General features: G+C 59.1%; 22 protein-coding genes. 11 read left to right on the top strand and 11 right to left on the bottom strand.

Annotated features, from left to right (window positions below; all coding sequences use genetic code 11):
- The first annotated feature begins 155 nt into the window (after positions 1-155).
- Positions 156-1064: a sensor domain-containing diguanylate cyclase gene (locus WDZ78_RS03125; RefSeq protein ID WP_020012247.1), complete on the top strand. Its 909-nt coding sequence runs from the start codon at positions 156-158 to the stop codon at positions 1062-1064.
- On the opposite strand, the gene WDZ78_RS03120 is transcribed toward WDZ78_RS03125, so the two are convergent.
- The gene (locus WDZ78_RS03120; RefSeq protein ID WP_425672287.1) at positions 1061-1696 is read right to left on the bottom strand and encodes an aminotransferase class IV family protein; all 636 of its coding nucleotides are present in this window, start codon (positions 1694-1696) and stop codon (positions 1061-1063) included. The two genes, WDZ78_RS03125 and WDZ78_RS03120, sit on opposite strands and share 4 nt — an antisense overlap.
- Before the next feature lie 100 nt (positions 1697-1796).
- The gene (locus WDZ78_RS03115; RefSeq protein ID WP_425672286.1) at positions 1797-3647 is read right to left on the bottom strand and encodes a M3 family oligoendopeptidase; all 1851 of its coding nucleotides are present in this window, start codon (positions 3645-3647) and stop codon (positions 1797-1799) included.
- Between the two features lie 169 nt (positions 3648-3816).
- On the opposite strand from WDZ78_RS03115, the gene WDZ78_RS03110 reads away from it, so the two are divergent.
- Together WDZ78_RS03110 and WDZ78_RS03105 are read left to right on the top strand one after the other, a co-directional pair.
- Positions 3817-5364 carry a sigma-54-dependent transcriptional regulator gene (locus WDZ78_RS03110; RefSeq protein ID WP_425672285.1) on the top strand — a complete coding sequence of 516 codons (1548 nt, stop codon included), beginning with the start codon at positions 3817-3819 and terminating at the stop codon, positions 5362-5364.
- A 175-nt stretch (positions 5365-5539) separates the two neighbouring features.
- Positions 5540-7444, top strand: coding sequence for a DUF882 domain-containing protein (locus WDZ78_RS03105; protein WP_425672284.1), 1905 nt, complete (start codon positions 5540-5542; stop codon positions 7442-7444).
- Positions 7445-7526: 82 nt separating this feature from the next.
- On the opposite strand, the gene pyk is transcribed toward WDZ78_RS03105, so the two are convergent.
- Together pyk and WDZ78_RS03095 are read right to left on the bottom strand one after the other, a co-directional pair.
- Positions 7527-8966, bottom strand: a complete 1440-nt coding sequence (gene pyk / locus WDZ78_RS03100) for a pyruvate kinase (RefSeq protein ID WP_425672283.1) — start codon at positions 8964-8966, stop codon at positions 7527-7529.
- Positions 8966-9352, bottom strand: coding sequence for a DUF1036 domain-containing protein (locus WDZ78_RS03095; protein WP_020012242.1), 387 nt, complete (start codon positions 9350-9352; stop codon positions 8966-8968). Before WDZ78_RS03095 ends, pyk begins: the two co-directional genes overlap by 1 nt.
- A 291-nt stretch (positions 9353-9643) precedes the next feature.
- Between WDZ78_RS03095 and WDZ78_RS03090 the strand changes: the two genes are divergently transcribed.
- The 3 genes from WDZ78_RS03090 to WDZ78_RS03080 all read left to right on the top strand — a co-directional run bounded on the left by WDZ78_RS03090 (position 9644) and on the right by WDZ78_RS03080 (position 11158).
- A complete protein-coding gene (locus WDZ78_RS03090) occupies positions 9644-10432 on the top strand; it encodes an N-formylglutamate amidohydrolase (protein WP_425672282.1) in 789 nt (262 codons plus the stop codon).
- 15 nt (positions 10433-10447) lie between these two features.
- On the top strand, positions 10448-10753 hold the full coding sequence (locus WDZ78_RS03085; RefSeq protein WP_087746055.1) for a DUF1244 domain-containing protein: 306 nt from the start codon (positions 10448-10450) through the stop codon (positions 10751-10753).
- A 147-nt stretch (positions 10754-10900) separates the two neighbouring features.
- A complete protein-coding gene (locus WDZ78_RS03080) occupies positions 10901-11158 on the top strand; it encodes a DUF2312 domain-containing protein (RefSeq protein WP_026364047.1) in 258 nt (85 codons plus the stop codon).
- A 45-nt stretch (positions 11159-11203) separates the two neighbouring features.
- On the opposite strand, the gene WDZ78_RS03075 is transcribed toward WDZ78_RS03080, so the two are convergent.
- From WDZ78_RS03075 to WDZ78_RS03050, 6 genes are all read right to left on the bottom strand, one after another.
- A complete protein-coding gene (locus tag WDZ78_RS03075) occupies positions 11204-11773 on the bottom strand; it encodes a hypothetical protein (RefSeq protein WP_020012239.1) in 570 nt (189 codons plus the stop codon).
- A 47-nt stretch (positions 11774-11820) separates the two neighbouring features.
- The gene (locus WDZ78_RS03070) at positions 11821-12441 is read right to left on the bottom strand and encodes a tetratricopeptide repeat protein (protein WP_425672281.1); all 621 of its coding nucleotides are present in this window, start codon (positions 12439-12441) and stop codon (positions 11821-11823) included.
- A gap of 94 nt (positions 12442-12535) precedes the next feature.
- Positions 12536-12661, bottom strand: coding sequence for a type B 50S ribosomal protein L36 (ykgO, locus tag WDZ78_RS03065; RefSeq protein ID WP_003497670.1), 126 nt, complete (start codon positions 12659-12661; stop codon positions 12536-12538).
- 146 nt (positions 12662-12807) lie between these two features.
- Positions 12808-13884 (bottom strand): 5-(carboxyamino)imidazole ribonucleotide synthase, encoded by a 1077-nt coding sequence (locus WDZ78_RS03060; RefSeq protein WP_026364046.1) that lies wholly within the window; start codon positions 13882-13884, stop codon positions 12808-12810.
- Between the two features lie 11 nt (positions 13885-13895).
- Positions 13896-14363: a 5-(carboxyamino)imidazole ribonucleotide mutase gene (gene purE / locus WDZ78_RS03055; protein WP_035212960.1), complete on the bottom strand. Its 468-nt coding sequence runs from the start codon at positions 14361-14363 to the stop codon at positions 13896-13898.
- A gap of 47 nt (positions 14364-14410) precedes the next feature.
- The gene (locus WDZ78_RS03050) at positions 14411-14614 is read right to left on the bottom strand and encodes a YdcH family protein (RefSeq protein WP_003497661.1); all 204 of its coding nucleotides are present in this window, start codon (positions 14612-14614) and stop codon (positions 14411-14413) included.
- 235 nt (positions 14615-14849) lie between these two features.
- Here WDZ78_RS03050 and WDZ78_RS03045 point away from each other — a divergent pair, with 235 nt between their 5' ends.
- A complete protein-coding gene (locus tag WDZ78_RS03045) occupies positions 14850-15026 on the top strand; it encodes a YdcH family protein (protein WP_003506164.1) in 177 nt (58 codons plus the stop codon).
- Between the two features lie 99 nt (positions 15027-15125).
- Here the strand turns inward: WDZ78_RS03045 and WDZ78_RS03040 are convergent, their stop codons facing one another.
- Positions 15126-15890 carry a sulfite exporter TauE/SafE family protein gene (locus WDZ78_RS03040; RefSeq protein ID WP_003506166.1) on the bottom strand — a complete coding sequence of 255 codons (765 nt, stop codon included), beginning with the start codon at positions 15888-15890 and terminating at the stop codon, positions 15126-15128.
- 104 nt (positions 15891-15994) lie between these two features.
- Between WDZ78_RS03040 and WDZ78_RS03035 the strand changes: the two genes are divergently transcribed.
- From WDZ78_RS03035 to WDZ78_RS03020, 4 genes are all read left to right on the top strand, one after another.
- The gene (locus tag WDZ78_RS03035) at positions 15995-16648 is read left to right on the top strand and encodes a thiamine phosphate synthase (protein WP_003506168.1); all 654 of its coding nucleotides are present in this window, start codon (positions 15995-15997) and stop codon (positions 16646-16648) included.
- Positions 16649-16656: 8 nt separating this feature from the next.
- Positions 16657-17757, top strand: a complete 1101-nt coding sequence (locus tag WDZ78_RS03030) for a tetratricopeptide repeat protein (RefSeq protein ID WP_020012233.1) — start codon at positions 16657-16659, stop codon at positions 17755-17757.
- Positions 17758-17921: 164 nt separating this feature from the next.
- The gene (locus WDZ78_RS03025; RefSeq protein ID WP_003506172.1) at positions 17922-18722 is read left to right on the top strand and encodes an inositol monophosphatase family protein; all 801 of its coding nucleotides are present in this window, start codon (positions 17922-17924) and stop codon (positions 18720-18722) included.
- 201 nt (positions 18723-18923) lie between these two features.
- A complete protein-coding gene (locus WDZ78_RS03020) occupies positions 18924-19946 on the top strand; it encodes a hypothetical protein (RefSeq protein WP_020012231.1) in 1023 nt (340 codons plus the stop codon).

Genomic DNA, 19946 nt, shown 5'->3' with positions numbered 1-19946 from the left:
GGCGAACGCATTGTTTCCACCATTTCTGCCTCTTCGCATTTTAGAGAGTGCGTTTATAATTAAATTCTCCTTTTCGTTTGCACGTCCAGAGGCTTGGGGGCGCTCTGACCGGATGACGGCAGGGGAGTTTTTCGCCATCACAGGGGAGTTGCCTGTTGAATGATCTTTTAGAGCGTGTCGCAGCGCTTCAAAGTGCCACCCCCGTTCTTATCGCCCTTTACGATTCCGAGGACCGGTTGCGCCATGCCAATCCGTCGTTTCGGGAAAGCTTTCAGCTTGCCGACGGTGATTTGCCAACCTGGGCGGATATCATGCGGCTGAACCACCGGCTGCGCACCGGTGTCGTCATCCGCAACAATGATTTCGAGGGATGGCTGCTCTCGGCGCAGTCCCGGCGCGGCAAGCTGCCCTATCGCGCCTTTGAGATGGACCTCTATGACGGTCGCTGGTTCTGGATGACCGAGACGGTGCAGCAGGATGGCTGGATGCTGTGCGTCGCAAGCGACGTCACCGAACTTCGCCAGGGTTACAGAACCCTGCGGCAGGACAGGGATCTGGCGGTGCGCGCCTCGCAGACGGATGAATTGACGGGAACGGCAAACCGCCGGTTCGTCTTCGCCAAGCTCGCTCTGCAGGTGGAGCAGGTCGCCAAGGGGCGTGAGGCGCCCTTTTGCCTCTGCACGCTGGACATCGATTTTTTCAAGCAGATCAACGATCGCTTCGGTCACAAATGCGGTGATGCGGTATTGCGCGATTTTGTCACCATCGCCCACTCCGTCATCCGGCGGGTGGATTGTTTCGGCAGGATCGGCGGTGAGGAATTCATGCTCATTTTGCCGCGTAGTTCGGTTGCCGAAGGCCAGGAGATCGTTGAGCGGCTGCTGCAGAAAGTGCGCCTTTCCAGACCGCTTTCCGAATTCCCGGATTTTTCCTATAGCTGCTCGGCGGGCATGACCGTCTACCAGGCGGCGGAGAGCGCCGACGATGTTTTCCTGCGTGCCGATCAGGCCCTTTATGCGGCCAAGGAGAAAGGGCGGGACCGGCTTCTGGCGGTGACGGTTTAAACAAGCTCCGCCGCAATCAGCCCGTGCAGCGAATTCCCGACGAACAGCTTCCGGCCGGTAATGTCCTCCGGTTTCAGCGCCTGTCCGCGCGCCCTGCGTTCGCGGATCAGATCGGCGCGCAGCACACCCGGCAGAATGCCGCTGTCGAGTGGCGGCGTCAGCAATTGCCCATCCGGCATTTCGACGAAAATGCTGGTCGAGGAGCCCTCGCATAATTCACCGCGCTCGTTGAGCAGCAGCACCTCATCTGCCTCGTCAGTTGAAAATTCGGCTCGGGCGGCGTCATAGGGCTCCCTGCGGGAGGACTTGTGGCGATAGAAGGTGTCGGAGGAATCGAGCCTGGTCTGCCGGGCGATGCGAACCCGCCAGACCGCATCCCGCTGCAAGGGCTGGAAATCGGCGGTTTCGATATCGAGTTCGCCCTTGTAGTTCATCACCAGCCTGACGCAGAGCGGCTTTTCACCGCTCACCTTCTTTTCCAGCAGCTGCACCGCATTGACCGGTGCGCGAAAGCCGAGTGCGTCGGCGGAGCGCAGCAATCGGCGCATATGCTGGTCGATGCGCTGAAAGCCGGTCTGCGGCTCCCAGCGCAGGGTTTCCCTCAAGGTCAGATCGGCGGGTTTGCGTTTCATAGCCTGTGTTCGTCGCCTGATTTGTCTACCGGTGTCTTCTGCCGGCAATATCAACCGGCAAAGCTTGTCCGAAATAGGATAGCCCTGCCGGCGGAAGAGATTAAGCCTGTTTGTTATCCAGCGCTTCCAGTTCGTCAATCAGTCCTTCGATCATTGAAAGTCCCTTGTCCCAGAAGGACGGATCGGTCGCATCGAGGCCGAATGGTTTGAGAAGCTCCGAATGGTGCTTGGTGCCGCCTGCCTTCAGAAGCTCGAAATATTTCTCCTGAAAGCCGGTCTCGGCCTTCTGGTAAACCGCATAAAGCGAGTTCACCAGGCAATCGCCGAAGGCATAGGCATATACGTAGAAGGGCGAATGGATGAAATGGGGGATATAGGTCCACCAGGTCTCATAGCCCTCGGAAATCCGGATCGCCGGACCGAGACTCTCGGCCTGAACGGAAAGCCACAATTCGCCGATCTGTTCGGAGGTCAGCTCTCCCTGTTTGCGGGCGGTGTGCAGCTTTCGCTCGAATTCGTAGAAAGCGATCTGGCGCACGACCGTATTGATCATATCCTCGACCTTGCGGGCGAGCATGGCCTTGCGTTCCCTGATGTCCTTGGTGTCGTCAAGCAGCTTGCGGAAGGTCAGCATTTCCCCGAAAACGGAGGCTGTCTCGGCAAGCGTCAGCGGCGTGGCGCACATCAAGGCGCCCTGTTCGCCGGCCAGAACCTGATGAACGCCATGACCAAGCTCATGGGCAAGCGTCATCACGTCACGCGGTTTGCCGAGATAGTTGACGAGCACATAAGGATGGGCCGAGGGCACGGTCGGATGCGCGAATGCGCCCGGCGCCTTGCCGGGGCGGGCCGGCGCGTCGATCCACTCTTCATCGAAGAAACGGCGGGCAATATCGGCCATCTCTGGGGCAAAATTGCCATAGGCGGAAAGCACGGTATCCTTGGCCTCATCCCAGGGGATGATCGTGTTCGACGTATCAGGAAGCGGCGCATTGCGGTCCCAATAATTCATCTGCTCCATGCCAAGCCATTTCGCCTTCATGGCGTAATAACGATGCGAAAGACGCGGATAGGCCTTTTTGACTGCTGCCGCCAAGGCGTCGACCACCTCGCGCTCGACGCGGTTCGCCAGATGGCGGCTATCGGCAATATCCTCGAACTTGCGCCAGCGGTCGGAAATATCCTTGTCCTTGGCAAGCGTGTTGGTGATGAGGGTGAAAACCCGCAGATTGTCCTTGAAAGTGGCGCTCAGCGCTTCCGCCGCTTTCTTTCGGGTTTCCGGCTCCGGCTCCTGCAGCATGTTGAGCGTCACTTCCAGTGGAAGGCTTGCGCCGTCAATGTCGAAACGCAGATCGGCCATCGTCTCATCGAAGAGGCGGTTGAAGGCTGCCGCGCTGGTCATGGATTTTTCGAGGAACAGCTGCTCCAGCTGGTCGTCGAGCTGGTGCGGCTTGTCCTTGCGCAAATCCACGAGCCATGGGCGGTAGTGGCCCGCCGCGGCATCATTGGCCATGCAGGCGTCCATCGTGGCGTCATCGATGCGGTTGAGTTCAAGTGTGAAAAACAGGAGATGCGCGGAAATATCCGTCAGTTTCGCCTGGGCATCGCCGTAAAGCTTGCCGTTTGCCGGGTTCGACGTATCGGAGAAATAAGTGAGACCGGCAAAGGAGCCGATGCGGCCGATGAGATCGTCCAGCGCCTCATATTCCTTCAGCGCGGTGCCGATGCCGTTTTCTCCCGTGGCCTTCGCGGCGGCTTCGAGCTTTCCCTTCCACTTACCCTCGAAAGCAGCCGCCATCGACGCCGCCTTCTCGAGATCACCCTTATATTCCGGTGAATCCCCCGACGGATAGAGATCCGAGAGCTTCCAGCCGGGCAGATCGCCAAGCGCTGGGCCGGAGGTTTCGGCAAGGGAGAAGACGGGTTGCGGGGTAGCGCGGTTGAGGGTCATCCAACATGTCCTTCTGATTATGCGTGCGAAGCATATGGGGACCTTGTTTCCCGCGGCAATGGATAAAATGCAAGCAATTCTCAAAACTGGATGTTCAAGTCTCCCATGCCAGAGTGCGGAATAAGGGACCGCATGAAGCAGGTCCATAAACCGGAAACCGGAGCTAAAAATGACCGCGCATGTTCTCGTGATAGACGATGATCCCGTCCAGCGCCGCCTGCTCAAAAATGCGGTGGAACGTTATGGGCATCTCGCCTTGCTTGCCGAAAACGGCAAAGCGGGGCTGGAATTGCTCAAGCAATATAGCGGCGAGATCAATGTCGTCGTCCTTGATCTGATGATGCCGGAAATGGACGGGCTTAGCTTTCTGAAGGCCGTCGGCGAACTCGGCACAGACGTTCCCGTCATTGTCCAGACGGGACAGGGCGGCATCGATACCGTCGTGCAGGCCATGCGCGCCGGCGCCTTCGATTTCGTTGTGAAGCCGGTCTCGCCGGAAAGGATCGGCGCCGCCATCTCCAATGCGCTCAAGCTCGACAGGAGAGAGGCAAAAGCCCGCACGGGAAGGCGCGGACGGAGCAATGCAGTGAATTTTACCGATATCGTTTCCGCAAGCCCGGCAATGCTGAGGGTCATTGAACTCGCGCAGCGCGCCGCCCAGTCCAGCATTCCCGTGGTGCTTGAAGGTGAATCCGGCGTGGGCAAGGAAATGGTCGCCCGGGCCATCCAGTCGGCCGGCGACAGGACGAACAAGCCCTTCATCACTGTCAATTGCGGCGCCATTCCCCATAATCTGGTGGAGAGCATCCTCTTCGGCCATGAAAAGGGAGCCTTCACGGGTGCTACGGAAAAACATGTCGGCAAATTCATGGAGGCGGATGGCGGCACGCTGTTCCTCGATGAAATCGGCGACCTGCCGCTGGACGTACAGGTAAAGCTGCTCCGCGCGGTCCAGCAGGGCGAAATCGAAACCGTCGGCTCCGCACGGGTGCAGAAGGTGAATGTGCGGCTGATTTCCGCTACCAACAAGAACCTCATCGAGGAGGTTAAGGAAGGCCGCTTCCGCGAGGACCTTTATTATCGCCTCAACGTCTTTCCGATCACCATTCCGGCACTGCGTCGCCGCAAGGAAGACATCCCGCATCTCGCACGGGTTTTCGCCGAGCGCTTTTCGGCGGAACAGAAATTGCCCAATCCCGTCGGCCTCAACGCCAGCGCGCTGGCGCTGCTGACCGCCTATGACTGGCCGGGCAATATCCGCCAGCTTGAGAACGCCGTTTTCCGCGCCGTGGTGCTGTCGCAGGGTGAGGAACTGTCAGATTCCGATTTTCCGCAGATCGCGCTGCAGCTGCCGGAATTTGCGACCGGCGATGATGCGGATGATCTCATCCGCGCGCCTTCAGGGGCGTCGCTGAAGCTTGCGGCCTATTCACCGCCCCCGCCGGCGGCTGCCGAAAGCCATGCCGTCATCGAGGAGCCGTCGGATATTTCCACCACCATCTACCGCGGCGGAAATCTGATCTCCAGCATGGATGAGTCGGGCAATATCCGCAAACTGGCGGAAATCGAGGAAGAACTCATCCGTTTCGCCCTGCGCTTTTATCGCGGGCAGATGAGCCAGGTCGCCAGAAAGCTCGGCATTGGCCGCTCGACGCTTTATCGCAAGCTGAAGGATTATGGCATCGATCCCGACGATCCCCTTCGAGATGCAGCCTGAAGGCAGCGACCGCGTATTCGAAGGCAGATCGCAAATTCGTTAACTTCTGAGCAAGGATATCCGCTTACCGTCTATAAACCTCTTGTTAGTGGCTGATTCACTATGTAGAGGAAGGTTGTATGTGTGTGGCAATTTTGCCATCGTGTCACCGTATTTGACGTTCATTTGAGGCAATGTGACAGAAATTGTCTTCCAGGCGGGGATCGAATTGCCATATCTGCATCGGAATAACGCGCTTTCGACTAGGATCGCGCGCGGCTTGATCAAGGATATATGCACGAAGCTGTCGGCGCGCGCTGTCACCTTTGCCTGCCTGATGCTCGCCGCAATGCCCTTCGTAGGTGTTTCGGCGACGGAAGCCGCCGCCGAGACGCGTAGCCTCAAACTGTATTATATCCATACACGCGAGAAGGCGGTCATCACCTTCAAGCGCAATGGGAAATATGACCAGAAGGGCCTGCAGGAGCTGAACCGGTTCCTGCGCGACTGGCGTCGCAACCAGCCGACACGCATGGACCCGCGCCTTTTCGATCTCGTCTGGGAAGTTTATCGCCGCAGTGGCGCGACTGATTACATCAACGTCGTTTCGGCCTTCCGCTCGCCGGAGACCAACGGTCTCTTGCGGACGCGCACCAAAGGCGTCGCCGAAAAAAGCCAGCATATGCTCGGCAAGGCCATGGATTTTTATATCCCCGGTGTGAAGCTTGCCCGCCTTCGTGAAATTGGTATGCAGATGCAGATCGGCGGTGTTGGCTTCTATCCGACCTCGGGATCTCCCTTCGTGCACATGGATGTCGGCGGTGTTCGCGCCTGGCCGCGTATGAGCCGCCAGGAACTCGTCCGCATCTTCCCGAACGGCAATACGCTGCATCTTCCGTCCGACGGCAAGCCGCTTCCCGGTTATGAACAGGCGCTCGCCGATTACAAGAAGCGCGTCAACTCCTCCTCCGTTCAGGTTGCTTCCAGTGCCGGTGCCGGCCCTGCCTCTTCCGGCGGCGGCAAACGCAAGACCCTGTTGCAGGCCCTCTTTGGCGGTGGCGACGAGGATGAAGATCCCGATAGCATCGCAGCGCCGGAGCCCGCAGAACGCCCGGCTGTTGCTCGCCCGGCGGCTCCGCAGCAGGCAGCTCCCGAGCCTGAACCCACCATTGCAGTTGCTTCGGCACAGGCACTTCCCGGCGTGAATGATGCGCCGCTGCCGACGGCTCGTCCCGCATTCGGCAACCAGCCGCCTGCCAATACCGGCCTTGCAACAGCGCTTTATTCTCCGGCCCGTAATGCCGCGCAGGACGCACTGCAGGCCGCGACCACGCCGACGCCGACGTCAGCTCCGGCCGAGCGCCAGCAATTTGCTGATCTCGCTGAGGTTTCCGTGCCCGTACCCACACTTCTCGGCCCGCGTGGCATGAAGGGTGATGCGGAAGGGTCTATCCTGACGGCTTCCGCCGATGGTGCGACACCGGCTGCGACCGGCGAACTCGCTTCCGTTCCGGTTCCGGCCAACCGTCCGGCCGTGGCGGAAGCCCTGCTCGCGGCTGCAAATGCCGATTCGGAAGGTGAGGACGATCTCGCCGAGGCGCAACAGGATACGCTTTCGCCGACGGTGGTTGCGGCTCTTGAACAGAGCGGTCAGGCTGCCCGGTCGCAGGTCCAGTCGGCTGCCATGCCGACAGCCGCACCATTCCCGGCTGCCGTCAACCACAAGGTTACCGTCGCACCCGCCGAAACGGCCAAGGCCGAACCGCAGGCTGGCTTCGGTGATGCTTTTGACCTGAAGCCCGCCATCAATGGCGGCCTCAGCGCCGGCATGCCGACCAAGGGTTCGCGTCCAAGCAGGCAGGATGCCGCCGTTTCCCAGCAGGCCATGGTGGGTGGTGGACGCCTGACGCAGGACCTTATTTCGGACTGGGCGCTCAACCAGAACAAGGGCGCGACCGGACGCTCCGTAAAGGCACCGCGTGTTGTCGCCAACCGCATGCTCAGCAACGACATGTCGGCTTCCGCCACTTCGGCGAGCTTCAAGCCGGGCGCCGTGGCCATCGAATCCAGCCGCTTCAGCACGCCGGTGAAGATGCACTGAGCCAGTTCTATCAGATGGCCGAAAGGCCAATAAAAAACCCGCCGGCGACGGCGGGTTTTTTCATGCTGTATGTTGCGAGGCGTCAGACGCCGCTCTGGCCGTCCGAGCCAATATAGGCGATGCGCACCATGTTTGTCGCGCCGGGGGTGCCGAGCGGCACACCTGCGGAGATGATGATACGATCGCCCGGCTTGCCGAAACCTTCGGAAACCACGATGCGACAAGCGCGGTTCACCATGTCGTCGAGGTCGCTGGCATCGCCGGTGACGACGCAGTGCAGACCCCAGACGACCGACAGGCGGCGTGCGGTCTGGATGATCGGCGACAGCGCAATGATCGGCACCTGCGGCCGTTCGCGCGCGGCGCGCAGGCCGGTCGTGCCCGAGGACGTATAGGTGACGATTGCCGCAAGCTTCAGCGTTTCGGCGATCTGGCGGGCGGCAAGCGAAATGGCGTCGGCGCCGGTCGGTTCCGGCTGGGCGCGCTGCGCATAGATGATATTGGAATAATAGGGGTCTTGCTCCACCGTGCTGGCGATGGAGGCCATGGTGGAAACCGCTTCGACCGGGTAGTCGCCGGAGGCGGATTCAGCCGACAGCATGATGGCATCAGCGCCTTCGAAGACGGCGGTCGCGACGTCGGAGACTTCGGCGCGTGTCGGTACAGGCGCGGTGATCATCGATTCCAGCATCTGTGTGGCGACCACGACCGGCTTGCCGGCGCGGCGGCAGGCGCGGGTCAACTGCTTCTGGATGCCGGGAACGGCTTCCAGCGGCATTTCGACACCCAGGTCGCCGCGGGCAACCATCAGCGCGTCGGAAAGCTCGATGATTTCCTCGATGCGCTCGACAGCCTGCGGCTTTTCGATCTTGGACATCAGGCCGACGCGGCCGCGTGCGATCTTGCGCACTTCCGCCAGGTCTTCCGGACGCTGGACGAAGGAAAGCGCCACCCAGTCGACTTCACCGGTTTCGAGGACTGCATCGAGGTCGACGCGGTCCTTGTCGGTCAGAACGCCGACGCCGAGCAGCGTATCCGGCAGGCTGATGCCCTTGCGGTCGGAAATGCGGGTGCCGGAAATGACTGTCGTGACGATGCTGTTGCCGTCGCTCTTTTCAGCGCGCAGATGCAGCTTGCCGTCATCGATCAGCAGGCGGTGGCCGGGCTTGACCGCTTCAAGAATTTCAGGGTGCGGCAGGAAAACACGGGTGTTGTCGCCGGGGGTGTCGTTGTTATCAAGCGTGAAGGTCTGGCCCGGAACCAGATCGACCTTCGTCTCGGCGAATTTTCCGACGCGCAGCTTGGGACCCTGCAGGTCGGCCAGAATGCCGATGGGACGACCGGTACGGCTCTCGACGGAGCGGATGCGCTGAATGAGCGTCCGCATCACGTCGTGGCTCGCATGGCTCATGTTGATCCGGAAAAGATCGGCGCCAGCAAGATGCAGCTTCTCGATCATCGCCTCTTCGGAAGAGGCCGGGCCGAGAGTTGCAAGAATTTTGACTTTGCGGTTACGCTTCATCAGTTTTGATTTCCCTGTGTGCCTGGCGTATCGGAAAGCTGGACCATCCAGCTGCCCTGTCTGCCCGTGTCATATTCCTTGAAACCCATTCTCTGGAAGCTGCGGGCAAAACAATCGTCCACGCCGTTGATCTTGAACTCGTTCTCCGCCACGCACATGTTGACGTCACCGGTCCAGCGGCCGCCATGGGCGGCATCTTCGGCATAGAGATAATAATAACGTGACTGCAGCTCACCTTCGATCAGCGTCGCGCAGGTCGAAGAGGGGACCTGCCACCAGCCTTCGCTGACCCAGCCCTCCTGTGCCCGGTAGCCGATTGCGACCCCCACGAGGTTCTGCGTGCTGTTGCACACGCGAAAATCCGCATGCGCGGGCGCCGCGATCATGAACGGGGTCAAAAACAATGCCGCTGCGGAAAAAAGACGGGCGATATGCCTGAAGTGGCGAGGAAGAGCGAGAGATGACTGAGTCACGGCTTCCATCCGGATTCCATGGTTATAATGAACACACTTCTTGGCGTGGCCGCCCAAGAAAGTCAACGCGAGTTTAATCGATTATATTGTTCGTGGGATCATGAGTGCGATAAGGTAGATGGCTGTTCTGCCGCCGTAACTTGCGCCCGGCCTCAAGCCATGCCATCAAGCTTCTCTCCTCAATCCTGCCCCAGAAAATCATCGATGAACGACTTCATACCCTATGAAATCATAGAAGGCGATTATGACAAAGGCATGGTTCTTCTGGCGGACCATGCCATGAACCTCCTGCCGGCACACTACGGCAAACTTGGCCTTCCGCAAACCGCTTTTCATCGCCACATCGCATTTGATATCGGTATAGAAGGGCTGACGCGCTCGCTTGCCGCGCGCCTGGGCGTGCCGGCGGTGCTCGGGCGGTTTTCGCGGCTCCTGATCGATCCGAATCGCGGCGAGGATGACCCCACTCTCATCATGAAGATTTCGGACGGGGCGATCATCCCCGGCAATCATCCGATTTCGGACGAGGAATGGCAAAGGCGGATCGAGATTTTTCACCGGCCCTATCACAATGCCGTGGACCGTGTGCTTACCGGCGTGGCCGAGGCCTCGGAAGAAGCGCCTCTCGTCCTGTCGCTGCATTCCTACACGCCGTTCTGGAAGGAAACGCCGCGGCAATGGCATGCGGCGGTTCTGTGGGATACCGATCATCGGGCGGTCGATCCGCTTCTGGCGCATCTGCGCGCCACCGGCGATATCCTCGTGGGTGACAACGAACCCTATGACGGGGCGCTGAAGGGCGACACCATGTATCGTCATTGCATGATGAAGGGCATACCGCATGCGCTTCTCGAGGTTCGGCAGGATCTGATCGCGAATGAAGAGGGGATCGCCGAATGGTCGGATCGGCTCGCTCCCATTTTCGCCGCAATGAATGACGATCCCGTCTTGCATGAATATCAGCTTTTCGCCTCCCGCACCGGCCCCTATTGAGCCTGGAGTTTCGCCATGACGAAAGAGAACGACAACAGGCAGATCGAGTTTGAAGCGGCGGCCTTCCGCCGCCTCGTGAAGCACCTTCGCGAACGTCACGACGTGCAGAATATCGACCTGATGAATCTCGCGGGCTTTTGCCGCAACTGCCTTTCCAACTGGTATAGGGAAGCGGCCGAAGAGGCCGGCGTCCCTCTCAGCAAGGATGAATCCCGGGAAATCGTCTACGGCATGCCGTATGAGGATTGGAAAGAGAAATATCAGGCGGAGGCGAGTGATACCCAGAAAGCCGCCTTTGAGCAGAGCCGGCCAAGGGAATAACCTCTGATCGACGGAAACGACTTGACGGGACGCCTTTCAGTGGGCAGTTCACAGGCCTGAATTTTGCTGCCCGCTGGCAGCGGCCGGCGAAGGCTTCGCCCGGAATGATGAACAAGGCTCGCATGCGGGCCGCCAATAAAGGATGATATGATGGACGATACCAGCACCACCGAAACCGTCGCCGCCGCAGAACTGCGCCAGATTATTGAGCGCATTGAGCGTCTGGAAGAAGAAAAGGCCGCCATCCAGGGCGATATCAAGGATGTCATCGGTGAGGCAAAGGGTCGTGGTTACGATACCAAGGCGATCCGCACCATCATCCGCCTGCGTAAGAAAGACGCCAATGAGCGCATCGAAGAAGAAACCATTCTTCAGACCTACATGGCTGCGCTCGGCATGGAATAATAATTAACAGCTAGCTGTGGGGCGACTTCCGCGTGCGCCCTACAGCTAAATCTTATTGTCCAACACGTCCTTGTTGGCGATAAGGAGCTCTAGGATTTTTTCACTTACGAATTTGTGCTCTTTTGACAATTCGGCTTGGCGCTCCTCCGCGGATCGTGAAATCTCTGCAAACATAACGACTGTGAACAGAAACTCCTCGAAGCCGCCTGGACGGGTCACTTCGGATGTGGCGCGTTCCGTCGTGAGAGTACGAAACAAATTGCGCTTCTCCTCGTCCGAAACGTGGAATACCAGTTTGTGCGCAAACCTGTTCCGTAAGTTATTGACCGCCCTTAGAACATTGCCGAATTCATCACGAAAATATCCCAGCGCCTGACATAGGCTGAGTTTCTCAGCGAACGATCTGTGGCCGTTGAAATATGATGCGGGATGATCGAGATGCGTGTTCAAAACTTCAGTGACGATGTGATCTAAATAGATATGGGCGACGATGAGTTTTCCCCAATCCTCAGCCACGGAAATCCGATCTATGAACTCGCTTATATCGAAACTCGGATTGTCTCCGATAGAGTTTAAAAGACTTTCGGCTGCTTTAAATTCATTCTGCTCTGCCAAAATAAAACCCTGCTAAGTCCAATAAATAAAATCAGTGGCTATCGAATTCAGCCGCGCGTACCCGCCAGCTTTTCCGAGAGGTCGGCAGCTTCCTTGCGGGCGTCCTTGTCCGCAGGATAAAGCGCCAGATAACGCTCCCAAGCCTTCAGCGCCAACTCGTCGCGGCCCGAGGCTTCGAGGATGTTGGCAAGGCTTGCGAGCGCCGGGAAATAGCGCGGCTCCCTTGCCAGCGTCAGATTGATGTCCGCCATCGCCTTGCGGGTATCGCCATCGGCGAAATGGACCATGGCGCGGCGATACGGCGCCTGCACATAGTCAGGATCGAGCAAAACAACCTGGTCGAGAAAATCGTAAGCGGCGGCGTTACGCTTTTCGTCGGCGGCTTCGCCCGCCCATTGCATCAGGAGATTGATTGTCGCGCTACCGGAATCATTCCATTCGGAGGCGATCTGGTTGGCAATGCTGCGCGCCTTGACTGCATTCCGTTCTTTTTTCAGCGATGCAAAAAGAGTGTCGATGGTTTTGGCGGGTGAAGGCGCGGAGTCCACCACGGCAGCTGGTTGTCCGTCCGCCGCATGGGCAATGGCAGCCATTCCCGGAAGCGGGAGGCTTGAAAGCAGGAAGCCCTGGGCGAGGATGATAGTCGTGCAAAAACGATTTGGGCGCATGGGTTAAAGCTTAACCCGGCTGCGCCCAATATCAAATGCAAACTTCTGCACTGTCAACAAAGTGATCCGCGAAACCATCGCGAACCGCAGTCAATCAGCCCTGACGAGCCTTGAAGCGCGGGTTCTGCTTGTTGATGATGTAGACGCGGCCCTTGCGGCGAACCAGGCGGTTATCGCGATGACGGGCCTTAAGCGCTTTAAGCGAATTCTTGATCTTCATTTTACTGGTCCGCAGTTTTGCACGGATTTTGCCGTGCTATTCAAACAATCAAAAGCGCGCAACGGGGCGCGCTCTTTTGGGTTGGCAGGCAGATACCCGTTTGAGCCCTGCCTGTCAACACTTGGCCGTGCCTTTGCCTTAAAAGACTAGGCTTTTCCTGTGTGCAGAAGCTCGGTCACATGGCCCATCTTGCGGCCTGGCCGTGCTTCCGTCTTGCCATAGAGATGCACGAGACAGTCTTTTTTCGACAGCCATGCCGGCACATCGTTGATGTCGTCGCCGATTAGGTTGGTCATGACGCAATCCGAATGGCGCTCCGTGCTACCGGGGGCGAGACCCGACACGGCTCGGATATGCTGCTCGAACTGCGAGATCACGCAGGCCGCTTCCGTCCAGTGGCCGGTATTGTGAACGCGCGGCGCCATTTCATTGGCGACCAGCGAACCATCCGGCAGGACGAAGAATTCGATGCCGATGACGCCGACATATTCGAGCGCGGCCAGAAGCTTCTCTGCTGACACCACCGCGACGGCCTTCGCAGCATCGGAGAGCGCTGCCGGAACAGTGGACGTGTGCAGAATGCCGTTCAGATGGACATTCTCGGCGGGATCATAACAGGTGACGGTCCCGTCCTGGAAACGGGCGGCGATGATCGAAATCTCCCGCTCGAAGGCCACAAAGCTCTCGAGAATGAGCGGCACGCCGCCAAGCGCTGCAAAGGCGCCCGCGAGGTCTTCGCCGCCCCGGAAGAGACGCTGGCCCTTGCCGTCATAACCCATGCGTCGGGTCTTCAGCACGCCCTTGCCGCCGAAAGCGGTGAGAGCAGTTTCCAGCTCTTCCTGGCTGTCCACGGCGCGGAAATCGGCGGTCGGGATGCCGCAGCCGTTGAGGAAGCGTTTTTCCGTCAACCGATCCTGCGAGGCGCTGAGCGCCTGTGGCGGCGGATAGACGGGAACGGAGAGGCTGAGCTTTTCGGCGGCCGCGACAGGCACGTTTTCGAACTCGTAGGTGACGACATCGCAGCGGCTTGCGAGTTCAGCAAGCGCTTTTTCATCATCATATTCCGCGACGATCTGGTCGTTGCAGACCTGCGCAGCCGGACAATCGGCTTGCGGTTCCAGCACGATGGTGCGGTGGTTGAGACGGGCTGCGGCCATCGCCAGCATGCGCCCGAGCTGCCCGCCGCCGATGATGCCGATGGTCAGGTTGGTCGTCTTTGCCATCACTTCGGTCGTCACTGGGCGCTGTCCATGGGATATTCGGCGACGGCTGCCGACTGGCGCGCACGCCAGGCATCCAGCCGGTCGGCGAGGTCCTCGTCGCTCAGCGCCAGAACCGCAGCGGCAAGAAGGGCCGCATTGATCGCGCCGGCCTTGCCGATGGCGAGCGTGCCGACGGGGATGCCAGCGGGCATCTGCACGATGGAATAGAGGCTGTCCTGACCGGACATCGTCTTCGATTGGACTGGAACGCCGAACACCGGAAGCGGCGTCATCGAGGCCGTCATGCCGGGCAGATGGGCAGCGCCGCCGGCGCCCGCGATAATGACCTTGAAGCCTTCGTCCTTCGCGCCATTGGCGAAGTCATAAAGCCGGTCCGGGGTGCGGTGGGCGGAAATGATGCGGGCTTCGTATTCGATGTCGAGCGCATCCAGCGTATCGGCGGCGTTCTTCATGGTTTCCCAGTCGGACTGGCTGCCCATGATGATGGCGACGGGGGGCGTTTCTGCTGTCACGTAATCTCTCCGGCTCAGGCAATGATATCGGGAATGACCTGATCTTCAAGCTGGGTCATCTTGTCCTTGACGGCCAGCTTCTTCTTTTTCATACGCTGTATTCTCAGCGCATCGCAGCTGGTCTGGATCATCGCGTTGATCGCCGCGTCATAATCCTCATGCTCCTGGCGCAGCCGCGCCAGCGTGAGCCTGATGTCCGCCTGGTCCTGATCGGGCATCTCGTCATCCCCATTTTATGCTAGCCGGATCGGCTCCGGCGCGTCTGTGATCGTTCACGAGCCTCTATCATCAAATCGCGGTAACGGGAAGTTATCCCTTGCGACCAAATTGCCCACTTATTGCCTTCATTTCGCCTTCGACAAGACCAGCGATCCGTGTCACATTGTCGTCGCAAACCTGAAACTCCAGCGATGGAGAGCTGGAGGTAGGCTTAAAAATGGAAGGACGTGCCGCATGACCATTCAGGCTCATATTGCATCGCTCGAAAAGAAACACGGTGCTCTGGAGGAGGAGCTCGAAAGTATTCTTGCTTCCCCGTCCTCTGACGATAGAGAGATCGCCGACCTCAAACGCCGTAAACTGCGCCTGAAGGATGAACTGCAGAGGCTTAAAGCCTCCACAAGGCACTAATTGATGCCAAACCGCAGCCTTCAATGAAGGACTGACGGATTCCTTTTCGGCCCTGACGGCACCTGCGTGCTGCCAGGGCCTTTTAGTGGCTGCCTGAGCCTAGAAAGGCAACCCGTCCCAAAGCAGTTTCAGCGCGGCAATCAGCGCCATGGAATACATCAGCGGGTAAAACACTGATGGTTTCAGATATTTCACCACCCTTGCACCGGCAAGCGTCGCCAGCATCGCCACCGGCAGCAGGCTGGCCGAGGTTTTGAGGTTGGTGGCATCAAGCGCGCCGAGCGCGAAATAGGGAATGAGCTTGATCGCATTCATGATGGCGAAGAAGCGTACGCTCATGCCGGTATAGGTCTTCGGATCGAGCTTCAGCGGCAGAACATAGATCTGAAAGGGCGGTCCACCCGCATGGGCCACGAAGCTCGCATAACCGGAAAGGCTGGACCAGAGCGTCGCGGCTGCCGGTCTTTGCGGTTTGGCCGGAATTTCCTGTCCCTTACGGCTTTTGAAACTCTCCTGAAAATAACGCAGCACGAACAGGATCGTCACCGAGGCGACGACGAGACGCATGGCATCCGCGGAGATGAGGCTTGAGGTCGCCCAGCCGAGCGTGATGCCGGCGATTGCGCCGGGCAGCATGATGAGGAGCGTTTCCCGGTGGTTGTGGTGCCGCCAGGCCCAAAGCGCCACGAGATCCATCACGATCAGGATCGGCAGAAAGATTGCGGCGGCCTGCACAGGCGATACGGCAAGCGCCATCAGCGGCACGCCCATTAGGGCCAGTGCGCCGCCCAGCCCGCCCTTGGAAAGGCCGACGAGCACGACTGCGGGGATGGCGACGAGATAAAAATGAAAATCGGTCAGCATGGATGGACAGTTGATCCTTTCGCCGGTCCGGTTTATCGGATTTGTCATATGAAAACGAGTGCAGATTGCGCGGCAAGCGTCTTCTGTCTGAAATGGACGAACCGATGACCCTAGTTGAAGATCGTTGCCGCCTTGTCCTGATCGTTCCGGAATCGGACGACGCGCAAAAGCAGGCGACAGAAGTGGAAGAAGCATTGCGGGGCGGCGATGTCGCTTCCGTCATCATTCCGCAATATGGTCTGGATGACGCCGCTTTCCAGAAACGCGCCGAATTGATCGTGCCTGTCGTGCAAAAGGCCGGTGCGGCGGCGCTCATTGCCGGAGACAGCCGCGTTGCCGGTCGCGTGAAGGCGGATGGCCTTCATGTAGCTGGTAATGCCGAGGCGCTTGCCGAGGCCGTGGAAAAGTTCACGCCGAAGCTGATCGTCGGCGGCGGCAATGCGGATGACCGTCACAAGGCTCTGGAGCAGGGCGAGTCCAATCCGGATTATGTGTTTTTCGGAAAGCTGGAAGGCGACATCAAGCCTGAGGCGCACCCCAAAAACCTGGCTCTCGGTGAGTGGTGGGCGTCGATGATCGAAATTCCGGCCATCGTCATGGGTGGCACGGATGTGTCTTCGGTTGTTGCCGTAGCTGAAACCGGCGTGGAGTTCGTGGCGATGCGCAGCGGCGTCTTTGACAATGCCGGTGGCGCTGCCCAGGCGGTTTCTGAAATCAACGCCCTGCTTGACGAAAAAGCGCCACGGTTTGGCGGTTGATACAGGCGATGATCATGCGCTCGGTTCACCTCTGCTTTTCCGTTTCGCTGCTGACGCTTGCTTTCGGCGCGCCGGCGGGTGTCGCTTTTGCTCAATCCGGGCCGCAGAGCGAAAGCAATGCGCTTTCCCGTCAGCTGGAAAATGAGGCTCAGCCGACCCGTCAGGGCAGGGTGCAATCCGAAGAGCAGAAGGACTTGCAGCCGTCCGCAGGCGTCAATGTCTATCAGCGCATGGGTGCGGAGCTGCCCGCCCTGCCGCCTGAAAAGGAATTCAAGGGCAGGGTGGACGAAGCCTATGGGCATTTCCAGCGCGGTGAATATGTGCAGGCGCTCGACAAGGCGCTGAACCGTGCGCAGAACGGTGACGCATCCGCCCAGACGCTGGTGGCGGAAATGATGTCGCGTGGTCTGGGCATTGCCCGTGACGAAAAAACCGCTGCTTTCTGGTATCAGCAGGCCGCACAGGGTGGCGATCCCGTCGCCATGTTCAAATTCGCCCTGATCCTGATGGAAGGCAAATTCGTCACCCGCGACAAGGCGAAGGCCGACGATTTCATGCGCCGCGCCGCGGAAGGCGGTAACGCCTCTGCCCAGTTCAACTGGGGCCAGATTCTGGTTTCGGAAAATCCCGGCGCCAAGGGCCTGCTGATGGCATTGCCGTTCTACGAAAAATCCGCCGAACAGGGCATCGCAGACGCGCAATATGCGGTGTCGCAGATTTACTGGTCGGTGAAGGATGTACCAGCCGAAAAGAAGGCCAAGGCGCGGGACTGGCTGATGCGGGCCGCGAAAGCGGGTTACGACACCGCACAGGTCGATCTGGGCATCTGGCTGGTGAATGGTTTCGGCGGCGAGCGCAATCTGGATGAGGGCTTCCGCTGGCTCTACGGGGCGGCACAGCGCGGCAATGTCGTGGCGCAGAACAAGGTGGCGCATCTTTATATTCAGGCGCTTGGCACCCGGCCCGATGCGGTCGAAGCGGCCAAATGGTATGTGCTTTCCCGTCGCGCCGGGCTGAAGGATCCGTCCCTCGAGGACTTTTATCTCGGGATCACCGACGAGCAGCAGAAGAAGGCGATTGAGGCCGCAAATCGTTTCCGCCCAACGTGATGGAAGACGGGCCTAACCATGCCGGTGCTGCCCCATGGGCTTTTTGCCTTGAATTTCCGCGCGTTTTGTGGTCTTGAACCGCAAACTTTCAATTCAAGAAAATAATGACGTGCCTGCCCGGTGAGCTTCCGGGCGGTTCGCAAGCTTTCCAGGAAACAACATCGATGGCCCGTTCAGCCCTTCTCAATGTCATGGTTCAGGCCGCCATCAAGGCGGGTAAGTCTTTGTCGCGTGACTTCGGTGAAGTGCAGAACCTTCAGGTCTCGGTCAAGGGACCGAGCGATTTCGTCTCGCAGGCGGATCTGAAAGCCGAAAAGATCGTGCGGGATGAATTGATGAAAGCCCGCCCGACCTATGACTTCCTGGGTGAAGAAGGCGGCGAGGAAAAGGGTAGCGATGGCGCGCATCGCTGGATCGTGGATCCGCTTGATGGCACCACCAACTTCCTGCACGGCATTCCGCATTTTGCGGTTTCCATCGCGCTGGAGCGTAACGGTGAAGTCGTTGCCGGCGTGATCTTCAATCCGGCGACCGACGAACTCTACACCGCCGAGCGTGGCGGCGGCGCGTTCCTCAACGATCGTCGCATCCGTGTTGCCGCGCGCAAGGCGCTCACCGATTGCGTCATCGGCTGCGGCGTGCCGCATCTCGGTCGCGGCAATCATGGCAAGTTCCTGGTAGAGCTTCGCCATGTCATGGGTGAGGCTGCCGGCATCCGTCGCATGGGTGCGGCGTCGCTCGATCTGGCCTATGTCGCCGCGGGCCGTCTCGATGGTTACTGGGAAGCCGATCTTTCGCCATGGGATATGGCGGCCGGTCTGGTGCTGATTCGTGAAGCCGGCGGCTTTGCCTCCGACATCAAGGGCGGCACGGATATCTTCGGCAGCGGCACCGTTGCTGCTGGTAATGAATATATCCACAAGGCGCTCGTTGAGGTCGCCAACCGTCCGATCCCGGGCCGCTGATCGGTTTTTGGCGGAAAACCTGTCGTTTTCTGCAAGTTTTAGACGCCCGGCGAATGTTCGCCGGGTGTTTTTGTTTTCCATTGCCGGGTGCTCACACGTTTTCCTAAAACGCCAGTGACGAAAGACCGGCTTTTCGCTTCAAATCGTCGCAATTTTCAAATAGCTTCCGCTGGATACCTGACCAGAGGGAATGCGAACGTTATGGCGGATTCGGAGCTGCTCGATCTTGGCGTCGAGAAACCGGTGACCACACGGCAATACAGCCAAAAGCTGTCCAGCCCCACACCGTTTCTCTGGACGATGGTTCTGTTTCTGATCCTCGTCGGCTTCCTGGCGGCTATTCTCTATCGGCAGGCGCACACCGCCTTCATGACCAATCCGGGGCTCAACGGCTTCATTCTCGGCGTGCTGGCCATCGGCATCATTCTGGTGTTTACGCAGACGATGAGCCTGCGCTCGGAAGTCCGCTGGTTCAATGCCTTTCGCGCTGCCGGCAGCGTCGAAAAGGTCGGTCGTGCGCCAAAACTGCTTGCGCCGATGAGCACGCTGATCGGCAAGCGCGGCGAAGTCCTGCTTTCCACGGTCACGCAGCGGACGATCCTCGATTCCATCGCGACACGGCTCGATGAGTCACGTGATACCTCGCGTTATCTCGTCGGCCTGCTGGTGTTTCTCGGTCTGCTCGGCACCTTCTGGGGCCTGATCGGCACCATCGGCGCCATCAGCAATGTCATCCAGTCACTCGATCCGAGCGCGGGTGACAGCAACGATATTCTCGGTTCGCTGAAGGCCGGTCTCACCGCGCCGCTGGCCGGCATGGGAACGGCCTTCTCCTCGTCGCTGCTCGGTCTCTCCGGTTCGCTGATCCTTGGTTTTCTCGATCTTCAGGCCGGCCGCGCGCAGAACCGTTTTTATACCCAGCTTGAAAACTGGCTGTCATCAGTAACTGATACTTCGGTGGAAGGGCCGAGGGAGTTCAAGGTTGCCGAGCCGGGCGCCGTGGTCAGCACCGAGCGTTCGCTGGCGGCCATGACCAGCCTTGCCGAGGGCATTCAGGGTCTGGTCAAGAACATGCGCAGCGAACAGCAGATGTTGCGAGACTGGATCGAAGCGCAGCAGGAGGAATCGAAATCACTCCGCCGCACGCTCGACCGGTTGTCAGCGCGGATCGACGGCGATACGAAATCTTCCGGACGCACCCGGCACGATAACGGGAGCGAGTAG

Source organism: Agrobacterium sp. M50-1 (assembly GCF_049843495.1).
GTDB classification, from domain to species: Bacteria; Pseudomonadota; Alphaproteobacteria; order Rhizobiales; family Rhizobiaceae; genus Agrobacterium; species Agrobacterium radiobacter.
The sequence above is the reverse complement of the archived record's forward strand: the minus strand, read 5'-3'. Positions and strand labels throughout refer to the sequence as shown.